The following is an 18573-nucleotide window of genomic DNA, read 5'->3' as shown; positions in this document are numbered from 1 at the left end:
GCGCTGCAGAAGAATCAGAAATCCAGGTTGGATACCGCCAGCGCGTTGCTCTCGATGAAGTCACGACGAGGCTCGACCGCATCACCCATCAGGGTGTTGAAGATCTGGTCCGCGCCAATGGCGTCTTCGATGGTCACTTTCAGCATCCGGCGCGAGCCCGGGTCCATGGTGGTTTCCCACAGCTGATCCGGGTTCATCTCACCCAGGCCTTTGTATCGCTGGATGGTGTGGCGCTTGGTGCTTTCGGCCATCAGCCATTCAAGGGCTTCCTTGAACTCGGTCACGGCTTTCTTGCGTTCGCCACGTTGGATGTAGGCACCTTCGTCCAGCAGCGTGCTCAGTTGCGCGCCGAGGGATACAACGGTCTTGTAGTCGTTGCTGCCGAAGAAGTCGCGGTTGAAGGTGACGTAGTTCGACAGGCCGTGGGAGATCAGTTCGACCTCCGGCAGCCAGACGTTACGCTCACGGTCTTCACGCAGGCTGGCTTTGTAGACCAGGCCGGATTTCTCAACCGTGCGCAGGCGTACTTCGTACTGGGCCAGCCAATCCTGCATCGCTGCATGATCGGACAGTTGCTCCAGGCTCACGGCTGGCAGGTAGATGAAGTGCTCGGTCAGCTCCTGTGGGTACAGGCGCGACAGGCGCTTGAGGGTCTTCATCACCAGGCGGAAGTCGTTGACCAGGCGCTCAAGGGCTTCGCCGGAAATGCCTGGGGCATCTTCGTTCAGGTGCAGGCTCGCGTCTTCCAGGGCCGACTGCGTCATGTACTCTTCCATGGCGTCGTCGTCTTTGATGTATTGCTCTTGCTTGCCTTTCTTGACCTTGTACAGCGGCGGCTGGGCGATGTAGATGTAGCCGCGCTCGATCAGCTCTGGCAACTGACGGAAGAAGAACGTCAGCAGCAGGGTACGGATGTGCGAACCGTCGACGTCAGCATCGGTCATGATGATGATGTTGTGATAGCGCAGCTTGTCGATGTTGTACTCTTCGCGGCCGATGCCACAGCCCAGCGCGGTGATCAAGGTGCCGACTTCCTGGGAGGAAATCATCTTGTCGAAGCGCGCCTTCTCCACGTTGAGGATCTTGCCTTTGAGCGGCAGGATGGCCTGGGTGCGGCGGTTGCGGCCCTGCTTGGCGGAACCGCCAGCAGAGTCACCTTCCACGAGGTACAGCTCGGACAGGGCAGGGTCCTTTTCCTGGCAGTCAGCCAGTTTGCCCGGCAGGCCGGCGATGTCCAGCGCGCCTTTACGGCGGGTCATCTCACGGGCCTTGCGCGCCGCTTCACGGGCACGGGCGGCGTCGATCATCTTGCCAACCACCAGCTTGGCTTCGTTCGGGTTCTCCAGCAGGAAGTCGGAGAAGTACTTGCCCATCTCCTGCTCAACTGCGGTCTTCACTTCGGAAGACACCAACTTGTCCTTGGTCTGGGAACTGAACTTCGGATCGGGCACCTTCACCGAAATGATCGCGGTCAGGCCTTCACGGGCATCGTCACCGGTGGTGGCGACTTTATGCTTCTTCGCCAGGCCTTCCTGTTCGATGTAGTTGTTCAGGTTACGGGTCAGCGCCGAACGGAAGCCCACCAGGTGAGTACCGCCGTCACGCTGGGGAATGTTGTTGGTGAAGCACAACAGATTCTCGTTGAAGCTGTCGTTCCACTGCAGGGCGATTTCCACGCCGATGCCGTCTTCACGCTGGACGTTGAAGTGGAACACCTGGTTGACCGCGGTCTTGTTGGTGTTCAGGTATTCAACGAACGCACGCAGGCCACCTTCGTACTTGAACAGTTCTTCCTTGCCGCTGCGCTCGTCCTTGAGGACGATGCCGACACCAGAGTTTAGGAAGGACAGTTCACGAATCCGCTTGGCCAGGATGTCCCAGCTGAAGTGGATGTTCTTGAAGGTTTCGCTCGAGGCCTTGAAATGGATCTGGGTGCCGGTGGACTCGCTGTCACCAACGATCGCCATCGGTGCCTGGGGCACGCCGTGGACATAGGTCTGTTCCCAGATCTTGCCGCTACGGCGAACCGTAAGAACAAGCTGTTCGGACAGTGCGTTCACTACCGAAACACCTACGCCGTGCAGACCGCCGGAGACCTTGTAGGAGTTGTCGTCGAACTTACCGCCGGCGTGGAGGACGGTCATGATGACCTCGGCGGCGGAAACGCCTTCCTCTTTGTGCACGTCTACCGGGATGCCACGGCCGTTGTCGCGAACGGTGATGGACTCATCCGGGTGGATGATGATGCTGATGTCGTCGCAGTGGCCGGCGAGGGCTTCGTCGATGGAGTTGTCGACCACCTCGAACACCATGTGGTGCAGACCGCTGCCATCGTCGGTGTCACCAATGTACATACCGGGACGTTTGCGTACGGCATCCAGGCCTTTCAGCACTTTAATGCTCGTTGAGTCGTACGTATTTTCTTCGCTCAATGCCTTCACTCCCGATGGTCGTGGGTCTGGGTGATACGGCCCTGTTCCACGTGGAACAGGGCGACTGGCGTTTCCGTCTGCCAGCCTTCCCTCAATAATTCGTGGTCTACACAGGTGATGAACACCTGGCAGCGTAAGTCTTCCAGCAAGCGGCACAGGGCGCGACGGTGGGCTTCGTCCAGCTCGGACGGCAAGTCATCCACCAGATAAATACACTGACCGCGACGGGCCTGGCTAACCAGATGCCCCTGGGCGATACGCAAGGCACACACCACCAACTTCTGCTGCCCCCGGGACAAGATGTCCGCGGCGTTATGTGCGCCCAATCTGAGGCGCAAGTCAGCGCGTTGTGGTCCAGCCTGGGTATGGCCCATCTGCTGGTCTCGCTGCAGCGAGCCAGCCAGCACGGTGCTCAGTTCCCGGTCCTTGTCCCAGCCTCGGTAATAGCTGAGTGTCAGACCCTCAAGCTCAACCAGTTCGCTCAAGGTCTGCTCGAAGACCGGTTTCAAGGCTTTGATGTAAGCGCGGCGGTATTCATCGATTTCAGCGCTGGCCTGACACAGTTCCCTGTCCCAAACCGCTTGCGAAACGGCGTCAAGTGTACCATGCCGCAGCCAAGAGTTTCGCTGGCGCAGCGCCTTCTGCAAGCGTTGCCACGTCGACATGAAACGCGGTTCCACGTGGAACACGCCCCAATCGAGGAACTGCCGGCGAATCTTCGGTGCGCCTTCCAGCAGACGGAAGCTGTCCGGGTTGATCAGCTGCAACGGCAGGATCTCGGCCAGCTGTGCCGCACTGCGAGCGTTCTGCCCATCGATGCGGATCTGAAACTCGCCTTGCCGATCTCGCGATATCCCCAGGGCGCTGTGGCCGCCTTCCGCCAGCTCCACCTGGCCAAACACCGTGCACGCCAACTGATCGTACTGGATGACAGGTAACAGGCGGGTGCTGCGAAACGAACGGGCAAGCCCGAGCAAGTGCACGGCTTCCAGGACGCTGGTTTTGCCGCTGCCGTTGGCGCCGTAAAGGATATTGATGCGGGGGGAAGGGGAGAAGGTCACCGGGTGCAGATTGCGCACCGCGGTGACCGAGACGCGACTTAAGGACATCTAGCTGATTCTGATTACAGACGCATCGGCATGACAACGTAAGCCGAGTCGTCGTTGTCGGACTCTTGCACCAGCGCACTGCTGTTGGAGTCGGACAGGATCAGACGCACTTGCTCGGTAGTCATCACGCCCAGCACGTCGAGCAGATAGCTGACGTTGAAGCCGATTTCCAGGGAGCCGCCGTTGTACTCAACGCCTACTTCTTCTTCCGCTTCTTCCTGCTCCGGGTTGTTCGCCTGGATCTTCAGCTGACCATTGGCCAGTTGCAGACGAATGCCACGGTACTTCTCGTTGGACAAGATCGCGGTACGGCTGAAGGCTTCGCGCAGCGCTTGGCGATCGCCCAGCACCAGCTTGTCGCCGCCTTTTGGCAGCACACGTTCGTAGTCCGGGAACTTGCCGTCCACCAGTTTCGACGTGAAGGTGAACTCGCCCGTGGTGGCGCGGATGTGGTGCTGGCCCAGCACGATGCTGACATTGCCGTCCGGCTCGGTCAGCAGGCGGGCCAGCTCCAGGATACCTTTACGCGGCACGATCACCTGATGGCGATCCGGCTGGCCGATATCGGCCTGCATCGAGCACATGGCCAGGCGGTGCCCGTCGGTGGCAACAGCGCGGATAACGCCGGCCGACACTTCCAGCAGCATGCCGTTGAGGTAATAACGCACGTCCTGCTGGGCCATGGCGAAACTGGTGCGTTCGATCAAGCGACGCAGTTTGCTCTGGTCCAGGCTGCAAGTCAGAGAACCCGGGCCTTCTTCAACGGTCGGGAAATCGTTGGCTGGCAGTGTGGACAAGGTAAAGCGGCTGCGACCGGCCTTGACCACGAGCTTCTGCTCATCGACCTTGATGTCGATCAGCGCGTCGTTGGGCAGGCTCTTGCAGATGTCCATCAGCTTGCGCGCCGGCACGGTGATGGAACCCGGATCAGCCGGTTCCTCAAGTTGCACGCGACCGACCAGCTCGACTTCCAGGTCGGTACCGGTCAGCGATAATTGCTGGCCTTCGACAACCAGCAGCACGTTGGAAAGTACCGGCAAGGTCTGGCGGCGTTCGACGACGCCTGCGACCAGTTGCAGGGGTTTCAACAGGGCTTCGCGTTGAATGGTGAAATGCATGGTCTAGTCCCTTGCCTTAAAAGCTGCGCTGGTGGTCATCAAGTGGTCAGTGTACGCAGCAGGTTCTTGTAGTCCTCGCGGATGTCCGCGTCGGATTCCTTAAGTTCGTTGATCTTGCGGCAGGCGTGCAACACGGTGGTGTGGTCGCGTCCGCCAAACACATCGCCGATTTCCGGCAGGCTGTGGTTGGTCAGTTCCTTGGACAGGGCCATGGCCACCTGGCGTGGACGTGCCACCGAACGCGAACGGCGTTTGGACAGCAGGTCGGAGATCTTGATTTTGTAGTATTCGGCAACCGTTCGCTGAATGTTATCCACAGAAACCAATTTGTCCTGGAGCGCCAACAAGTCCTTCAAGGATTCGCGAATCAGCTCGATGGTGATATCGCGACCCATGAAGTGCGAGTGAGCGATCACCCGCTTGAGGGCACCTTCGAGTTCACGCACGTTCGAGCGAATACGCTGGGCAATGAAGAAGGCGGCGTCGTGAGGCAGCTCGACCTTGGCCTGGTCGGCTTTCTTCATCAGGATCGCCACCCGGGTTTCCAGTTCCGGCGGCTCGACGGCCACCGTCAGGCCCCAGCCGAAACGCGACTTGAGGCGTTCCTCGAGGCCCTCGATCTCTTTCGGGTAGCGGTCACTGGTGAGAATGACCTGCTGCCCGCCTTCAAGCAATGCGTTGAAGGTGTGGAAAAACTCTTCCTGGGAACGTTCCTTGCGGGCGAAGAACTGAATGTCGTCGATCAGCAAGGCATCCACCGAACGGTAGAAACGCTTGAATTCGTTGATGGCGTTCAGTTGCAGCGCCTTGACCATGTCGGCCACGAAACGCTCGGAATGCAGGTACACGACCTTGGCATTCGGGTTCTTCTTTAATAAGTGGTTGCCCACGGCATGCATCAAGTGGGTCTTACCCAAGCCTACGCCGCCATACAGGAAGAGCGGGTTATAGCCGTGCTTGGGGTTGTCCGCCACCTGCCAGGCCGCCGCGCGGGCCAGTTGGTTGGATTTACCTTCGACGAAGTTCTCGAAGGTAAAGGTCCGGTTCAGGTAGCTGGTGTGCTTGAGCGCGCCTTCGACCTGGACGGTGCGCTGTTCGGCCCGCACCGGTGCCTGCTGGGAGCTGGCGCCGGCCATAGGGTCGAAGCTGTCCCGGGAAGGCTCCTCGCTGACTTCGGCAACCTTTTGTGTATTGCGCTTGCTCGAAGCAGGCGCGGGCGCCGGGGCTGCATGGTTGTTGACCGATGCCGGCGCAGCCTGCTGGGCCTGTGACGCGGCGGCAGCCAGCGGCGCATTGGGCGCGGCGCGGGGTGCCGAGCTGCGTTTGCTGCCTATTAATAAGGACAGCGCAGGCGCCATGCCATTGCCATGCTCGTCGAGCAGTTCCATGACCCGGCCCAGGTACTTTTCGTTGACCCAGTCGAGAACGAAACGGTTCGGTGCATAGACACGCAACTCGTCGCCTTCGGCTTCGACCTGTAGTGGACGGATCCAAGTGTTGAATTGTTGGGCAGGCAGCTCATCGCGCAAAAGCTCCACGCACTGCTGCCAAAGTTCCACTGACACGGATATCCCCTAAGTTGAAAGCCGGTGAGGCAAAAACAAGCGGCCATTGTAGCGAGCAGACGTGCACTTATCCACACGCAGCTTGCTCATCGGCCATGATTTATCAGTGCGTTTACCGAGAGAAAGACGACCAGCGGTCGGTGGATAAGCTCTGTGGATAACCGTGCCTGAGGTCGTTGCACAACCGGGGGCGAAACTCGGTGGATAACCACCCTGTGGATAACCAGCCATTCCACCCACAGCTTATCCGACAGCGCAGCACAGGCTGGCCACTGCTTTCCCGTGTAGTTGTCATTCTCTGTACATGGCGGATTACAAGGCCTTGACATGGTTATCCACAGACAAGTGGCGGCCTAGCTTTTATAAGCTTTACAGAAAAGCTTTAAATAATTCCCTTCTTTATATCTATATCTAGCGCTCGGTGATGGATCCGCGAAAAACGCCTGGATATCTATTTAAAGGAAACGCTGGTTGGAAATTGACCTAGAGGCTTGCTTTCTCTAGAATCCCCGGTCTCTTAAAACGGGGGCCATTCCGGCCCGTTGTGGACGAACCAGGTAACACGACAATGAAACGTACTTTCCAACCAAGCACTATCAAACGCGCTCGTACCCACGGTTTCCGTGCTCGCATGGCTACCAAGAACGGTCGTGCCGTCCTGTCGCGTCGTCGCGCCAAAGGTCGTGCGCGTCTGGCAGTTTGATAATCCGGCACTGGAGGTGAGTCAGGACTTCAGTCGGGAAAAGCGTCTGCTTACCCCCCGGCATTTCAAGGCAGTCTTTGACTCCCCTACCGGCAAGGTTCCGGGGAAAAATCTCCTGCTCCTTGCGCGCAGTAACGATCTCGATCACCCCCGACTAGGGCTGGTCATCGGGAAAAAGAGCGTCAAGCTCTCCGTTCAGCGCAATCGCCTCAAACGTCTGATGCGCGAATCGTTTCGCCTGAACCAGGATTCACTGGTCGGATGGGACATCGTTATCGTCGCGCGCAAAGGTTTGGGTGACGTAGAAAACCCCGAATTGATTCAGCATTTCGGCAAGCTCTGGAAGCGTCTGGCACGCAACAAGCCAGTACCAGCAGTCAACACCGAAACTGTAGGGGTAGACAGTCCCGATGCGTAAACTGGCACTCGTTCCGATCCAGTTTTATCGCTATGCCATTAGTCCTTTGATGGCCAGTCACTGTCGTTTCTACCCCAGTTGTTCCTGCTACGCGTACGAAGCCATAGAAAATCATGGCCTCCTGCGCGGTGGCTGGCTGACCTTTCGTCGTTTAGGTCGCTGTCATCCGTGGAATCCCGGCGGTTATGACCCGGTTCCGCCTATCCCTACCTCCCGTTCTTCTTCGATGGCCGAGTAATCATGGATATCAAACGCACGATCCTGATCGTCGCCCTGGCAATCGTGTCCTACGTCATGGTCCTTAAATGGAACCAGGACTATGGCCAGGCTGCCCTGCCGACTCAGAATGTTGCAGCCAGCAATACCGCACCGAGCCTGCCGGATGCTCCAGTTGGCAACAACGCTGCCAGCAATGACGACATCCCACGCGCGGCAAGCGATACCAGCGCTCCTGCCGAAGCCCCAGTGGCCGTAAGCAAAGATCTCATCCAGATCAAGACGGACGTGCTCGAGCTGGCAATCGATCCACAAGGTGGTGACGTCGCCCAGCTGAAGCTGCCGCTGTACCCACGTCGCCAGGATCATCCGGAAATCCCGTTCCAGCTGTTCGACAACGGTAACGAGCGCACCTATCTGGCCCAAAGTGGCCTGATCGGTACCAACGGTCCGGATTCGAACCCGGCCGGTCGCCCGATTTACTCTGCCGAGAAGAAGACTTATCAACTGGCTGATGGTCAGGACCAACTGGTCGTGGACCTGAAGTTCAGCAAGGATGGCGTCAATTACATCAAGCGTTTCACTGTGAAACGTGGCATGTACGACGTAACCGTCTCTTACCTGATCGACAACCAGAGCGCCCAGCCTTGGTCCGGTGCGATGTTCGCGCAACTCAAGCGTGACGCCAGCGACGATCCTTCTTCCAGCACCGCCACCGGCACCGCGACTTACCTGGGCGCTGCCCTGTGGACAAGTTCGGAACCGTACAAAAAAGTGTCCATGAAGGACATGGACAAGGCCCAGCTGAAGGAAACCGTCCAAGGTGGCTGGGTTGCCTGGCTGCAGCACTACTTTGTAACAGCCTGGATCCCGCAGAAAGGCGACAGCAACGTCGTCCAGACGCGTAAAGACAGCAAAGGCAACTTCATCATCGGTTACACCGGCCCGACATTGACTGCCGCGCCCGGTGCAAAAGCCGAAACCAGTGCCGTCCTGTACGCCGGTCCAAAAAGCCAGGCCGTGCTGAAAGAGTTGTCCCCAGGCCTGGAACTGACCGTTGACTATGGCTTCCTGTGGTTCATTGCCCAGCCTATCTTCTGGCTGCTGCAACATATCCACAGCCTTGTCGGCAACTGGGGTTGGTCGATCATTTTCCTGACCATGCTGATCAAGGGGATCTTCTTCCCGTTGTCGGCCGCCAGCTACAAGTCGATGGCGCGCATGCGTGCAGTGGCCCCGAAACTGGCCGCCCTGAAAGAACAACATGGCGATGACCGGCAGAAAATGTCCCAGGCCATGATGGAGCTGTACAAGAAAGAGAAGATCAACCCGCTGGGTGGTTGCTTGCCGATTCTTGTGCAGATGCCTGTGTTCCTGGCGCTTTACTGGGTACTGCTGGAAAGCGTGGAGATGCGCCAGGCGCCGTTCATGCTGTGGATTACCGACCTGTCGATCAAGGATCCGTTCTTCATCCTGCCGATCATCATGGGCGCGACCATGTTCATCCAGCAGCAACTGAACCCAACGCCTCCGGATCCGATGCAAGCGAAGGTCATGAAAATGATGCCAATCATCTTCACCTTCTTCTTCCTGTGGTTCCCGGCGGGTCTTGTGCTGTACTGGGTTGTGAACAACGTGTTGTCCATCACTCAGCAGTGGTACATCACACGTAAGATCGAAGCGGCGACGAAAAAAGCCGAGGCGTAACTTGCTCTGTGGATAACCACACAAAACGCCCCCTAGTGGGGCGTTTTGCTATCTGCCACTTTTGTCTGGATACCGGTTTATGAGCGCACCGCGTGAAACCATCGCCGCTGTTGCCACCGCCCAAGGTCGCGGTGGTGTCGGCATCGTCCGTATTTCCGGGCCGTTGGCCAGTGTCGCGGCCAAGGCCATCAGCGGCCGTGAACTCAAGCCGCGATTCGCCCATTACGGCCCGTTTTTCAGTGATGACCAACAGGTGCTCGACGAAGGTCTGGCCTTGTATTTCCCGGGGCCTAATTCGTTCACGGGCGAAGACGTGTTGGAACTGCAAGGGCATGGCGGCCCTATCGTGCTGGACATGCTGCTCAAGCGTTGCCTTGAACTGGGCTGCCGCCTGGCCCGGCCGGGGGAATTCAGCGAACGGGCATTCCTCAACGACAAGCTCGACCTGGCCCAGGCCGAGGCGATTGCCGATTTGATCGAAGCCAGTTCCGCACAGGCCGCCCGCAACGCCTTGCGTTCTTTACAGGGAGCGTTTTCCCAGCGTGTGCATAACCTCACCGAACAATTGATCGGCCTGCGGATCTACGTCGAAGCCGCCATCGACTTTCCGGAGGAGGAAATCGACTTCCTCGCCGATGGCCACGTGCTGAGCATGCTCGATAAGGTGCGCGATGAGTTATCCACAGTACTGCGCGAAGCCGGGCAGGGTGCCTTGTTGCGCGATGGCATGACCGTGGTGATCGCTGGACGACCGAATGCCGGCAAATCCAGCCTGTTGAATGCCCTGGCCGGTCGCGAGGCGGCAATTGTCACCGAGATCGCCGGCACCACCCGGGACATCCTCCGTGAACATATCCACATCGACGGCATGCCGCTGCACGTGGTGGATACCGCCGGTTTGCGCGACACCGAGGACCAGGTGGAAAAAATCGGCGTTGAACGGGCACTCAAGGCCATCGGTGAAGCCGACCGGGTATTGCTGGTGGTGGATGCCACCGCACCGGAAGCTGACGATCCCTTTGCCTTGTGGCCGGAATTCCTCGAGGTGCGCCCGGATCCGGCGAAAGTTACCCTGATTCGCAACAAGGCCGATTTGACCGGGGAAGCGATTACCCTCGACGTCAGTGATGACGGGCACGTGACCATCAGCCTGAGCGCGAAGTCGGCGGGTGAAGGCCTGGAGCTGCTGCGCGAGCATCTCAAGGCCTGCATGGGTTATGAGCAGACCTCGGAGAGCAGCTTCAGCGCTCGCCGGCGGCACCTTGAAGCATTGCGCCATGCCAGCGCGGCCCTCGAACACGGTCGCGCGCAGCTGACCTTGGCAGGGGCTGGGGAGTTGTTGGCTGAAGATTTGCGCCAGGCGCAACAGTCCCTGGGGGAAATTACCGGTGCCTTCAGCTCCGATGACCTGCTGGGACGAATCTTTTCCAGCTTCTGCATCGGTAAATAATCCCACCGGACTGACGACGAACCCGTGGCGGGGGAGCTTGCTCCCGTTCGGCTGCGAAGCAGTCGTAAACCGGCGGGTGCGGTGTGTCAGGTACTGCGCATTCGGCAGGTTTTGGGGCCGCTTCGCGACCCAGCGGGAGCAAGCTCCCTCGCCACAGGCCTATCGAGCGCAACACAAACCCGCTACCTCCTCTCTTTTTTGAACCGATTGCCCTTAATGGCGGCGTGCCTGCGGGCGCTTGGACGACCCCTTGTCGACGGTTTTCTGTGGATTAAGCCCTGTGAATAACTGCCATTGAGGTCGGTTGATAAACCGCCTTCGAAACTGAAGATAACTGCCTCTGTGGATAACCGTCCCATTCATCCACAGGCTTACACCGGTTATCCAAGCCCCTCAATGGCACATGACCACAGGGTTTTGAATCTCTGTACACATTGAAAATAAAGGCCTGCGTAACGTTATCCACAGATAGGGGGCTCAGTAAGAATAAACATAAAAACAAAGATTTTATAAAATTCTTTCTTTTTTATTTTTTTTAACCGCGAGTTCTCCACAGCTGGTTAAATTTTGTGCAAAGGGTTCTTTAGAAAGGGCGAAGTCCCTATACTTGCCGACCTGGTTCGAAAAACGCCCAGGGCCAGACTCAAAACCTATTTCCGAATTACCTGAATAAAGCAGGCACGAGGTGCGTGGTGGATTTCCCTTCCCGTTTTGAAGTGATCGTCATCGGCGGCGGTCATGCCGGTACCGAGGCAGCACTTGCATCAGCACGCATGGGGGCAAAAACCCTGTTGCTGACGCATAACGTGGAAACCCTCGGCGCCATGAGCTGCAACCCTGCCATTGGCGGGATCGGCAAAAGCCACCTGGTCAAGGAGATCGATGCCCTTGGGGGCGCGATGGCCATGGCCACCGATAAGGGTGGTATCCAATTTCGCGTATTGAACAGCCGCAAAGGCCCGGCCGTGCGCGCTACTCGCGCCCAGGCCGACCGAGTCCTCTACAAGGCCGCTGTCCGCGAAATCCTGGAAAACCAGCCGAACCTGTGGATATTTCAACAAGCGGCCGATGACCTGATCGTCGAGCAGGACCGGGTACGTGGTGTCGTCACACAGATGGGCCTGCGTTTCTTCGCCGATTGCGTGGTGTTGACCACCGGGACCTTCCTCGGCGGACTTATCCACATTGGTTTGCAGAATTTTTCCGGCGGGCGTGCCGGGGATCCGCCGTCGATTGCTCTGGCTCACCGTCTGCGTGAGTTGCCATTGCGTGTCGGGCGTCTGAAAACCGGTACGCCACCTCGCATCGATGGCAAGTCCGTGGATTTCTCGGTGATGACCGAGCAACCTGGGGATACTCCAATCCCGGTGATGTCGTTCATGGGCAACAAGGAACAGCATCCGCGGCAAGTCAGTTGCTGGATCACCCATACCAACGCCCGCACCCACGAAATCATCGCGGCGAACCTCGATCGATCGCCGATGTACTCCGCCGCCGGTGAAATCGAAGGTGTCGGCCCGCGCTATTGCCCGTCGATCGAAGACAAGATCCATCGCTTTGCCGACAAGGAAAGCCATCAGGTGTTCATCGAACCGGAAGGTTTGACCACCCATGAGCTGTATCCGAACGGGATATCCACAAGCCTGCCGTTCGACGTGCAGTTGCAGATCGTGCAATCGATCCGTGGCATGGAAAACGCGCACATCGTGCGTCCAGGTTATGCGATCGAGTACGACTACTTCGATCCGCGCGATTTGAAGTACAGCCTGGAAACCAAGGTTATCGGCGGTTTGTTCTTTGCCGGGCAGATCAACGGCACCACCGGTTACGAAGAAGCGGGTGCCCAGGGTTTGCTCGCCGGCGCCAACGCCGCACTGCTCGCCAAGGGCAAAGAAGCCTGGTGCCCGCGCCGCGATGAGGCGTACATCGGTGTGCTGGTAGACGACCTGATCACCTTGGGTACCCAGGAACCGTATCGGATGTTCACCTCCCGCGCGGAATATCGCCTGATCCTGCGGGAAGACAACGCCGACCTGCGCCTGACCGAGAAAGGTCGTGAACTGGGATTGGTGGATGACGCGCGCTGGGCCGCGTTCTGCCAGAAACGCGAAAGTATCGAGCTGGAAGAGCAGCGCCTGAAAAGTACCTGGGTGCGTCCCGGTACCGAGCAAGGCGATGCCATCGCGGCGAAATTCGGCACGCCGCTGACCCACGAATACAATTTGCTCAATCTCTTGAGCCGCCCGGAAATCGATTACGCCGGGCTGGTGGAAGTGACCGGCCAGGGCGCGGAAGATCCACAGGTTGCCGAGCAGGTCGAGATCAAGACCAAATACGCCGGTTACATCGACCGCCAGCAGGACGAAATTGCCCGTCTGCGCGCCAGTGAAGACACCAGGCTGCCTGTGGATATCGATTACACCGGCATTTCCGGGTTGTCGAAAGAAATCCAGGGCAAGCTCGGTGCGACCCGTCCAGAGACCCTGGGCCAGGCTTCGCGCATTCCCGGCGTCACGCCGGCGGCGATTTCGCTGTTGATGATTCATTTGAAAAAACGCGGCGCGGGCCGCCAGTTGGAGCAAAGCGCTTGAGTTCGATGGTCACCTCGCAACACGCTGAAGAGTTATCCACAGGTGCCCGTCAGCTCGGTGTCAGCCTGACCGAAGCCCAGCACGCGCAATTGCTGGGCTATCTGGCGCTGTTGATCAAGTGGAACAAGGCCTACAACCTGACCGCCGTACGCGATCCGGATGAAATGGTCTCGCGGCATCTGCTCGACAGTCTCAGTGTCATGGCCTTCATCGAAAACGGTCGCTGGCTGGATGTCGGCAGTGGCGGCGGCATGCCGGGGATCCCGCTGGCAATCCTGTTTCCCGACTCGCAAGTGACCTGTCTGGACAGTAACGGCAAGAAAACCCGCTTCCTGACCCAGGTCAAACTCGAACTCAAACTGGATAACCTGCAAGTTATCCACAGCCGCGTCGAAGCGTTCCAGCCTGCCGAGCCGTTCAACGGGATCATCTCCCGGGCGTTCAGCAGCATGGAGAACTTCAGCAACTGGACTCGCCACCTGGGCGATACCAATACGCGCTGGCTGGCAATGAAGGGCGTTCATCCGGCCGATGAGCTGGTAGCATTGCCGGCAGACTTCCACCTCGATAGCGAACACGCCTTGGCCGTACCCGGTTGCCAAGGCCAACGCCATCTGCTGATACTGCGCCGCACGGCATGATTGGGAACACAAGCAAGAATGGCTAAGGTATTCGCGATAGCGAACCAGAAAGGTGGTGTGGGCAAGACCACCACCTGCATCAACCTCGCAGCATCCCTGGTCGCGACCAAGCGCCGGGTGCTGTTGATCGATCTCGATCCACAGGGCAACGCCACCATGGGCAGCGGTGTGGATAAGCATGGCCTGGAAAATTCCATCTACGACGTCCTGATCGGCGAATGCGATCTGGGCCAGGCCATGCACTTCTCTGAACATGGCGGTTATCAACTGCTGCCGGCCAACCGCGACCTGACGGCGGCGGAAGTGGTGCTGCTGGAAATGCAGATGAAGGAAAGCCGCCTGCGCAGCGCCTTGGCGCCGATCCGGGAAAACTACGACTACATCCTGATCGATTGCCCGCCGTCGCTGTCGATGCTGACCCTCAACGCCCTGGTGGCCGCCGATGGGGTCATTATCCCCATGCAGTGCGAGTACTTCGCCCTGGAAGGGTTGAGCGACCTTGTGGATAACATCAAGCGCATCGCCGAACTGCTGAACCCGGAACTGAAGGTCGAAGGCCTGTTGCGAACCATGTACGACCCGCGCCTGAGCCTGATGAACGACGTTTCGGCCCAGCTCAAGGAACATTTCGGCGAGCAGCTCTACGACACCGTCATCCCGCGAAACATCCGTCTGGCCGAAGCCCCGAGCTACGGCATGCCGGCCCTGGCCTACGACAAACAATCCCGTGGTGCGTTGGCTTACCTGGCCCTGGCGGGCGAGATGGTTCGCCGTCAGCGCCGCAACCCACGCACCGCTGCAGCCCAGCCAACTTAAGGAAACCCCATGGCCGTCAAGAAACGAGGTCTCGGACGTGGACTGGATGCACTGCTCAGCGGTCCGACTGTCAGCTCGCTGGAAGAACAGGCCGTGCAGGCCGACCAGCGCGAGTTGCAGCACCTGCCCCTGGACCTGATCCAGCGCGGCAAATACCAGCCGCGCCGGGACATGGACCCGCAGGCGCTGGAAGAACTGGCCCAGTCGATCAAGAGCCAGGGCGTGATGCAGCCGATCGTGGTCCGGCCGATCGCCAATGGCCGCTTCGAGATCATCGCCGGAGAACGTCGCTGGCGCGCCAGCCAGCAGGCCGGCCAGGAAACCATCCCGGCAATGGTCCGTGACGTCCCGGATGAAACGGCCATCGCCATGGCGTTGATCGAGAACATCCAGCGCGAAGACCTCAACCCGATCGAGGAAGCCGTTGCCCTGCAGCGCTTGCAGCAGGAATTCCAGCTGACCCAGCAACAAGTTGCCGAGGCGGTGGGCAAATCCCGCGTGACCGTGGCCAACCTGTTGCGCCTGATTGCGTTGCCGGAAGTCATCAAGACCATGCTGTCCCATGGCGACCTGGAAATGGGTCATGCCCGGGCATTGCTCGGTTTGCCGGAAAATCAACAGGTTGAAGGGGCGCGACATGTTGTCGCACGCGGCCTTACCGTGCGCCAGACCGAGGCACTGGTTCGTCAATGGTTGAGCGGTAAACCCGCCCCTGTCGAAGCACCAAAACCTGATCCGGATATCGCCCGTCTTGAACAGCGCCTGGCCGAGCGCCTGGGCTCTGCGGTGCAGATTCGCCACGGAAAGAAGGGCAAAGGGCAATTGGTGATTGGCTATAACTCTCTCGATGAGCTGCAAGGTGTTCTTGCGCACATTCGCTGAAACAATTGCTCTTGTAGCGCGCAGTCGGAAATCACTACCTGAAGGTTGAATAGGGGCAGAACCGCCCCTATACTCTGCGCGCATTTTGTCGGCACAAATTATGCCAAGTTATTGAATTATGGCGGCCGACTATTGGAGAGCAAAAGCGATGGAAACCCGCACGCCAAACCGCTTGCCGTTCCATCGTCTGGCAGTTTTCCCGGTTCTGATGGCTCAATTTACCGTCGTACTGATCGCCACATTGGCGCTCTGGCAATGGAAAGGAGTCGTCGCCGGATACTCAGGGCTTTGCGGAGGCCTGATAGCCTTGCTTCCCAATATTTACTTTGCTCACAGGGCCTTTCGGTTTTCCGGCGCCCGAGCAGCCCAGGCTATCGTCCGGTCTTTTTATGCCGGCGAAGCGGGGAAACTGATTTTGACGGCAGTGCTGTTTGCATTGACGTTCGCAGGTGTGAAGCCATTGGCGCCGCTGGCTGTATTCGGCGTCTTCGTGCTGACCCAACTGGTCAGCTGGTTCGCTCCCCTGCTAATGAGAACAAGACTTTCGAGACCTTAGGGCGTTTGAGGCAACCATGGCAGAGACAACCGCTTCGGGCTATATCCAGCACCACTTGCAGAACCTGACCTTCGGTCAGCTACCCAACGGCGGCTGGGGCTTCGCCCATACCGCAGCAGAAGCCAAGGAAATGGGCTTCTGGGCTTTCCACGTCGATACCCTCGGCTGGTCGGTCGCACTGGGCCTGATCTTCGTTCTTCTTTTCCGCATGGCGGCCAAGAAGGCGACTTCCGGTCAGCCTGGTGCACTGCAGAACTTCGTTGAAGTACTGGTCGAATTCGTCGATGGCAGCGTGAAAGACAGCTTCCATGGGCGCAGCCCGGTGATCGCACCGCTGGCACTGACCATCTTCGTCTGGGTGTTCCTGATGAACGCCATCGACCTGGTACCGGTCGACTGGATTCCTCAGTTGGCCATCCTCATCTCCGGCGATGCACACATCCCATTCCGCGCCGTGTCGACCACCGACCCGAACGCGACCCTGGGCATGGCGTTCTCGGTTTTCGCACTGATCATTTTCTATAGCATCAAGGTCAAGGGCATCGGCGGCTTCATCGGCGAACTGACCCTGCACCCGTTCGGCAGCAAGAACATCCTCGTTCAAGCCCTGCTGATCCCGGTGAACTTCCTGTTGGAATTCGTGACCCTGATCGCCAAGCCGATTTCTCTGGCACTGCGTCTGTTCGGCAACATGTATGCCGGCGAACTGGTGTTCATCCTGATCGCTGTGATGTTCGGCAGCGGCCTGCTGTGGCTCAGCGGCCTGGGTGTAGTCCTGCAATGGGCGTGGGCTGTGTTCCACATCCTGATCATCACCCTGCAGGCGTTCATCTTCATGATGCTGACCATCGTCTACCTGTCGATGGCGCACGAAGAAAACCATTAAGGCCAGTCTCGACTAGTCTGATGTCCTTCCCGGTCAAACGGGAAGGAGCCCGAACCGGGCTGAGAAACGATTTGTTTTACCGCTTTAATCTAAAAAACCTAAACCATACGACGTAAAAGTCGGGAGGAAAGATGGAAACTGTAGTTGGTCTAACCGCTATCGCTGTTGCACTGTTGATCGGCCTGGGCGCACTGGGTACCGCAATTGGTTTCGGCCTGTTGGGCGGCAAGTTCCTGGAAGGCGCCGCGCGTCAGCCAGAAATGGTTCCAATGCTGCAAGTCAAAATGTTCATCGTGGCCGGTCTGCTCGACGCCGTGACCATGATCGGTGTTGGTATCGCGCTGTTCTTCACCTTTGCGAACCCGTTCGTTGGTCAAATCGCTGGCTAATTACTCGGATGTCTCGAGTAGATTGGTGTGATGGACAACGTAACTGCGAGGTGTTGGCGTGAACATTAATGCGACCCTGATTGGCCAGTCCGTTGCGTTCCTGATTTTTGTACTGTTCTGCATGAAGTTCGTATGGCCTCCGGTCATTGCGGCATTGCACGAACGTCAAAAGAAGATCGCTGATGGTCTGGACGCTGCCAGCCGTGCAGCTCGCGACCTGGAGTTGGCCCATGAGAAAGTGGGTCAGCAACTGCGCGAAGCGAAAGCTCAGGCAGCTGAAATCATCGAGCAAGCCAAGAAACGCGGTACCCAGATTGTCGACGAAGCCCGTGAACAGGCTCGCGTCGAAGCTGACCGTGTGAAGGCTCAGGCTCAAGCCGAGATCGAACAGGAACTCAACAGTGTCAAAGACGCGCTGCGTGCCCAAGTGGGTGCCCTGGCCGTTGGCGGTGCTTCGAAGATCCTGGGTGCCACAATCGATCAAAACGCGCACGCAGAGCTGGTTAACCAACTGGCTGCTGAAATCTAAGCGAGGGCGATCATGGCAGAACTGACCACGTTGGCCCGACCTTACGCTAAGGCGGCCTTCGAGCACGCTCAGGCCCACCAGCAACTGGCCAATTGGTCAGCCATGCTCGGCCTGGCTGCAGCGGTGTCGCAAGACGACACCATGCAGCGCGTGCTCAAGGCCCCGCGACTGACGAGCGCAGAAAAGGCCGCCACGTTCATTGACGTGTGCGGCGACAAGTTCGATGCCAAGGCACAGAATTTCATTCACGTCGTTGCCGAAAACGACCGTCTCCTGCTTCTGCCGGAGATCGCCACTCTTTTCGACCTGTACAAGGCCGAGCAAGAGAAGTCGGTAGACGTGGAAGTGACCAGTGCTTTCGCATTGAACCAAGAACAGCAAGACAAACTCGCCAAGGTTCTCAGTGCACGACTCAACCGGGAAGTGCGCCTGCAAGTCGAGGAAGACAAGTCCCTGATAGGGGGCGTTGTAATCCGCGCCGGCGACCTGGTTATCGATGGCTCGATTCGCGGCAAAATCGCGAAACTTGCCGAAGCATTGAAATCTTGAGTTTGAAGGGGCAGCA

The 18573-nt window shown here is 58.3% G+C and carries 18 protein-coding genes; 14 read left to right on the top strand and 4 right to left on the bottom strand.

Annotation, left to right across the window (positions count from 1 at the left end):
- Positions 1–14 precede the first annotated feature (14 nt).
- The 4 genes from gyrB to dnaA are packed head-to-tail and all read right to left on the bottom strand — an operon-like array spanning position 15 to position 6224.
- Positions 15–2432, bottom strand: coding sequence for a DNA topoisomerase (ATP-hydrolyzing) subunit B (gene gyrB / locus HU715_RS20525; protein WP_186706457.1), 2418 nt, complete (start codon positions 2430–2432; stop codon positions 15–17).
- 5 nt (positions 2433–2437) lie between these two features.
- Complete coding sequence (gene recF, locus HU715_RS20520; protein ID WP_092167953.1) at positions 2438–3541, bottom strand: DNA replication/repair protein RecF; 1104 nt, start codon at positions 3539–3541, stop codon at positions 2438–2440.
- A 14-nt stretch (positions 3542–3555) separates the two neighbouring features.
- Positions 3556–4659, bottom strand: coding sequence for a DNA polymerase III subunit beta (gene dnaN / locus HU715_RS20515; RefSeq protein WP_003196145.1), 1104 nt, complete (start codon positions 4657–4659; stop codon positions 3556–3558).
- 38 nt (positions 4660–4697) lie between these two features.
- The gene (gene dnaA, locus HU715_RS20510; protein ID WP_186706458.1) at positions 4698–6224 is read right to left on the bottom strand and encodes a chromosomal replication initiator protein DnaA; all 1527 of its coding nucleotides are present in this window, start codon (positions 6222–6224) and stop codon (positions 4698–4700) included.
- A gap of 568 nt (positions 6225–6792) precedes the next feature.
- On the opposite strand from dnaA, the gene rpmH reads away from it, so the two are divergent.
- From rpmH to HU715_RS20440, 14 genes are all read left to right on the top strand, one after another.
- The gene (rpmH, locus tag HU715_RS20505; protein ID WP_003213577.1) at positions 6793–6927 is read left to right on the top strand and encodes a 50S ribosomal protein L34; all 135 of its coding nucleotides are present in this window, start codon (positions 6793–6795) and stop codon (positions 6925–6927) included.
- A 16-nt stretch (positions 6928–6943) separates the two neighbouring features.
- On the top strand, positions 6944–7345 hold the full coding sequence (gene rnpA, locus HU715_RS20500) for a ribonuclease P protein component (protein WP_003207107.1): 402 nt from the start codon (positions 6944–6946) through the stop codon (positions 7343–7345).
- Positions 7338–7583 (top strand): membrane protein insertion efficiency factor YidD, encoded by a 246-nt coding sequence (gene yidD / locus HU715_RS20495; RefSeq protein WP_010465488.1) that lies wholly within the window; start codon positions 7338–7340, stop codon positions 7581–7583. Before rnpA ends, yidD begins: the two co-directional genes overlap by 8 nt.
- Before the next feature lie 2 nt (positions 7584–7585).
- Entirely contained in the window at positions 7586–9268 is a 1683-nt protein-coding gene (yidC, locus tag HU715_RS20490) for a membrane protein insertase YidC (RefSeq protein ID WP_186706459.1), read from the top strand.
- A gap of 79 nt (positions 9269–9347) precedes the next feature.
- Positions 9348–10718 (top strand): tRNA uridine-5-carboxymethylaminomethyl(34) synthesis GTPase MnmE, encoded by a 1371-nt coding sequence (mnmE, locus tag HU715_RS20485; RefSeq protein ID WP_186706460.1) that lies wholly within the window; start codon positions 9348–9350, stop codon positions 10716–10718.
- 692 nt (positions 10719–11410) lie between these two features.
- On the top strand, positions 11411–13309 hold the full coding sequence (mnmG, locus tag HU715_RS20480; RefSeq protein ID WP_186706461.1) for a tRNA uridine-5-carboxymethylaminomethyl(34) synthesis enzyme MnmG: 1899 nt from the start codon (positions 11411–11413) through the stop codon (positions 13307–13309).
- Between the two features lie 5 nt (positions 13310–13314).
- Positions 13315–13950 carry a 16S rRNA (guanine(527)-N(7))-methyltransferase RsmG gene (gene rsmG / locus HU715_RS20475; protein WP_186706512.1) on the top strand — a complete coding sequence of 212 codons (636 nt, stop codon included), beginning with the start codon at positions 13315–13317 and terminating at the stop codon, positions 13948–13950.
- Positions 13951–13968: 18 nt separating this feature from the next.
- Positions 13969–14766 (top strand): ParA family protein, encoded by a 798-nt coding sequence (locus HU715_RS20470; RefSeq protein WP_003187199.1) that lies wholly within the window; start codon positions 13969–13971, stop codon positions 14764–14766.
- A 9-nt stretch (positions 14767–14775) separates the two neighbouring features.
- Positions 14776–15648, top strand: coding sequence for a ParB/RepB/Spo0J family partition protein (locus HU715_RS20465; RefSeq protein WP_053126822.1), 873 nt, complete (start codon positions 14776–14778; stop codon positions 15646–15648).
- Between the two features lie 148 nt (positions 15649–15796).
- The gene (locus HU715_RS20460) at positions 15797–16204 is read left to right on the top strand and encodes a F0F1 ATP synthase subunit I (protein WP_053126821.1); all 408 of its coding nucleotides are present in this window, start codon (positions 15797–15799) and stop codon (positions 16202–16204) included.
- A gap of 16 nt (positions 16205–16220) precedes the next feature.
- On the top strand, positions 16221–17090 hold the full coding sequence (gene atpB, locus HU715_RS20455; RefSeq protein WP_039593180.1) for a F0F1 ATP synthase subunit A: 870 nt from the start codon (positions 16221–16223) through the stop codon (positions 17088–17090).
- 131 nt (positions 17091–17221) lie between these two features.
- On the top strand, positions 17222–17479 hold the full coding sequence (gene atpE, locus HU715_RS20450) for a F0F1 ATP synthase subunit C (protein ID WP_003097235.1): 258 nt from the start codon (positions 17222–17224) through the stop codon (positions 17477–17479).
- Positions 17480–17537: 58 nt separating this feature from the next.
- Positions 17538–18008 carry a F0F1 ATP synthase subunit B gene (locus tag HU715_RS20445; protein ID WP_003187193.1) on the top strand — a complete coding sequence of 157 codons (471 nt, stop codon included), beginning with the start codon at positions 17538–17540 and terminating at the stop codon, positions 18006–18008.
- Between the two features lie 12 nt (positions 18009–18020).
- The gene (locus tag HU715_RS20440; RefSeq protein ID WP_003207094.1) at positions 18021–18557 is read left to right on the top strand and encodes a F0F1 ATP synthase subunit delta; all 537 of its coding nucleotides are present in this window, start codon (positions 18021–18023) and stop codon (positions 18555–18557) included.
- The last annotated feature ends 16 nt before the right edge of the window (positions 18558–18573 follow it).

Source organism: Pseudomonas zanjanensis, assembly GCF_014268745.2.
GTDB lineage: Bacteria > Pseudomonadota > Gammaproteobacteria > Pseudomonadales > Pseudomonadaceae > Aquipseudomonas > Aquipseudomonas zanjanensis.
This window is presented reverse-complemented; position numbering and strand designations above follow the sequence as displayed.

Excerpts from the sequence above, each read along its gene's own strand:
- rsmG (WP_186706512.1), top strand. The coding sequence starts at position 13,315 with ATGGTCACCTCGCAACACGCTGAAGAGTTATCCACAGGTGCCCGTCAG.
- rpmH (WP_003213577.1), top strand. The coding sequence starts at position 6,793 with ATGAAACGTACTTTCCAACCAAGCACTATCAAACGCGCTCGTACCCAC.
- HU715_RS20460 (WP_053126821.1), top strand. The coding sequence starts at position 15,797 with ATGGAAACCCGCACGCCAAACCGCTTGCCGTTCCATCGTCTGGCAGTT.
- HU715_RS20465 (WP_053126822.1), top strand. The coding sequence starts at position 14,776 with ATGGCCGTCAAGAAACGAGGTCTCGGACGTGGACTGGATGCACTGCTC.
- yidC (WP_186706459.1), top strand. The coding sequence starts at position 7,586 with ATGGATATCAAACGCACGATCCTGATCGTCGCCCTGGCAATCGTGTCC.
- yidD (WP_010465488.1), top strand. The coding sequence starts at position 7,338 with ATGCGTAAACTGGCACTCGTTCCGATCCAGTTTTATCGCTATGCCATT.
- HU715_RS20470 (WP_003187199.1), top strand. The coding sequence starts at position 13,969 with ATGGCTAAGGTATTCGCGATAGCGAACCAGAAAGGTGGTGTGGGCAAG.
- atpE (WP_003097235.1), top strand. The coding sequence starts at position 17,222 with ATGGAAACTGTAGTTGGTCTAACCGCTATCGCTGTTGCACTGTTGATC.
- mnmE (WP_186706460.1), top strand. The coding sequence starts at position 9,348 with ATGAGCGCACCGCGTGAAACCATCGCCGCTGTTGCCACCGCCCAAGGT.
- atpB (WP_039593180.1), top strand. The coding sequence starts at position 16,221 with ATGGCAGAGACAACCGCTTCGGGCTATATCCAGCACCACTTGCAGAAC.
- recF (WP_092167953.1), bottom strand. The coding sequence starts at position 3,541 with ATGTCCTTAAGTCGCGTCTCGGTCACCGCGGTGCGCAATCTGCACCCG.
- dnaN (WP_003196145.1), bottom strand. The coding sequence starts at position 4,659 with ATGCATTTCACCATTCAACGCGAAGCCCTGTTGAAACCCCTGCAACTG.
- HU715_RS20440 (WP_003207094.1), top strand. The coding sequence starts at position 18,021 with ATGGCAGAACTGACCACGTTGGCCCGACCTTACGCTAAGGCGGCCTTC.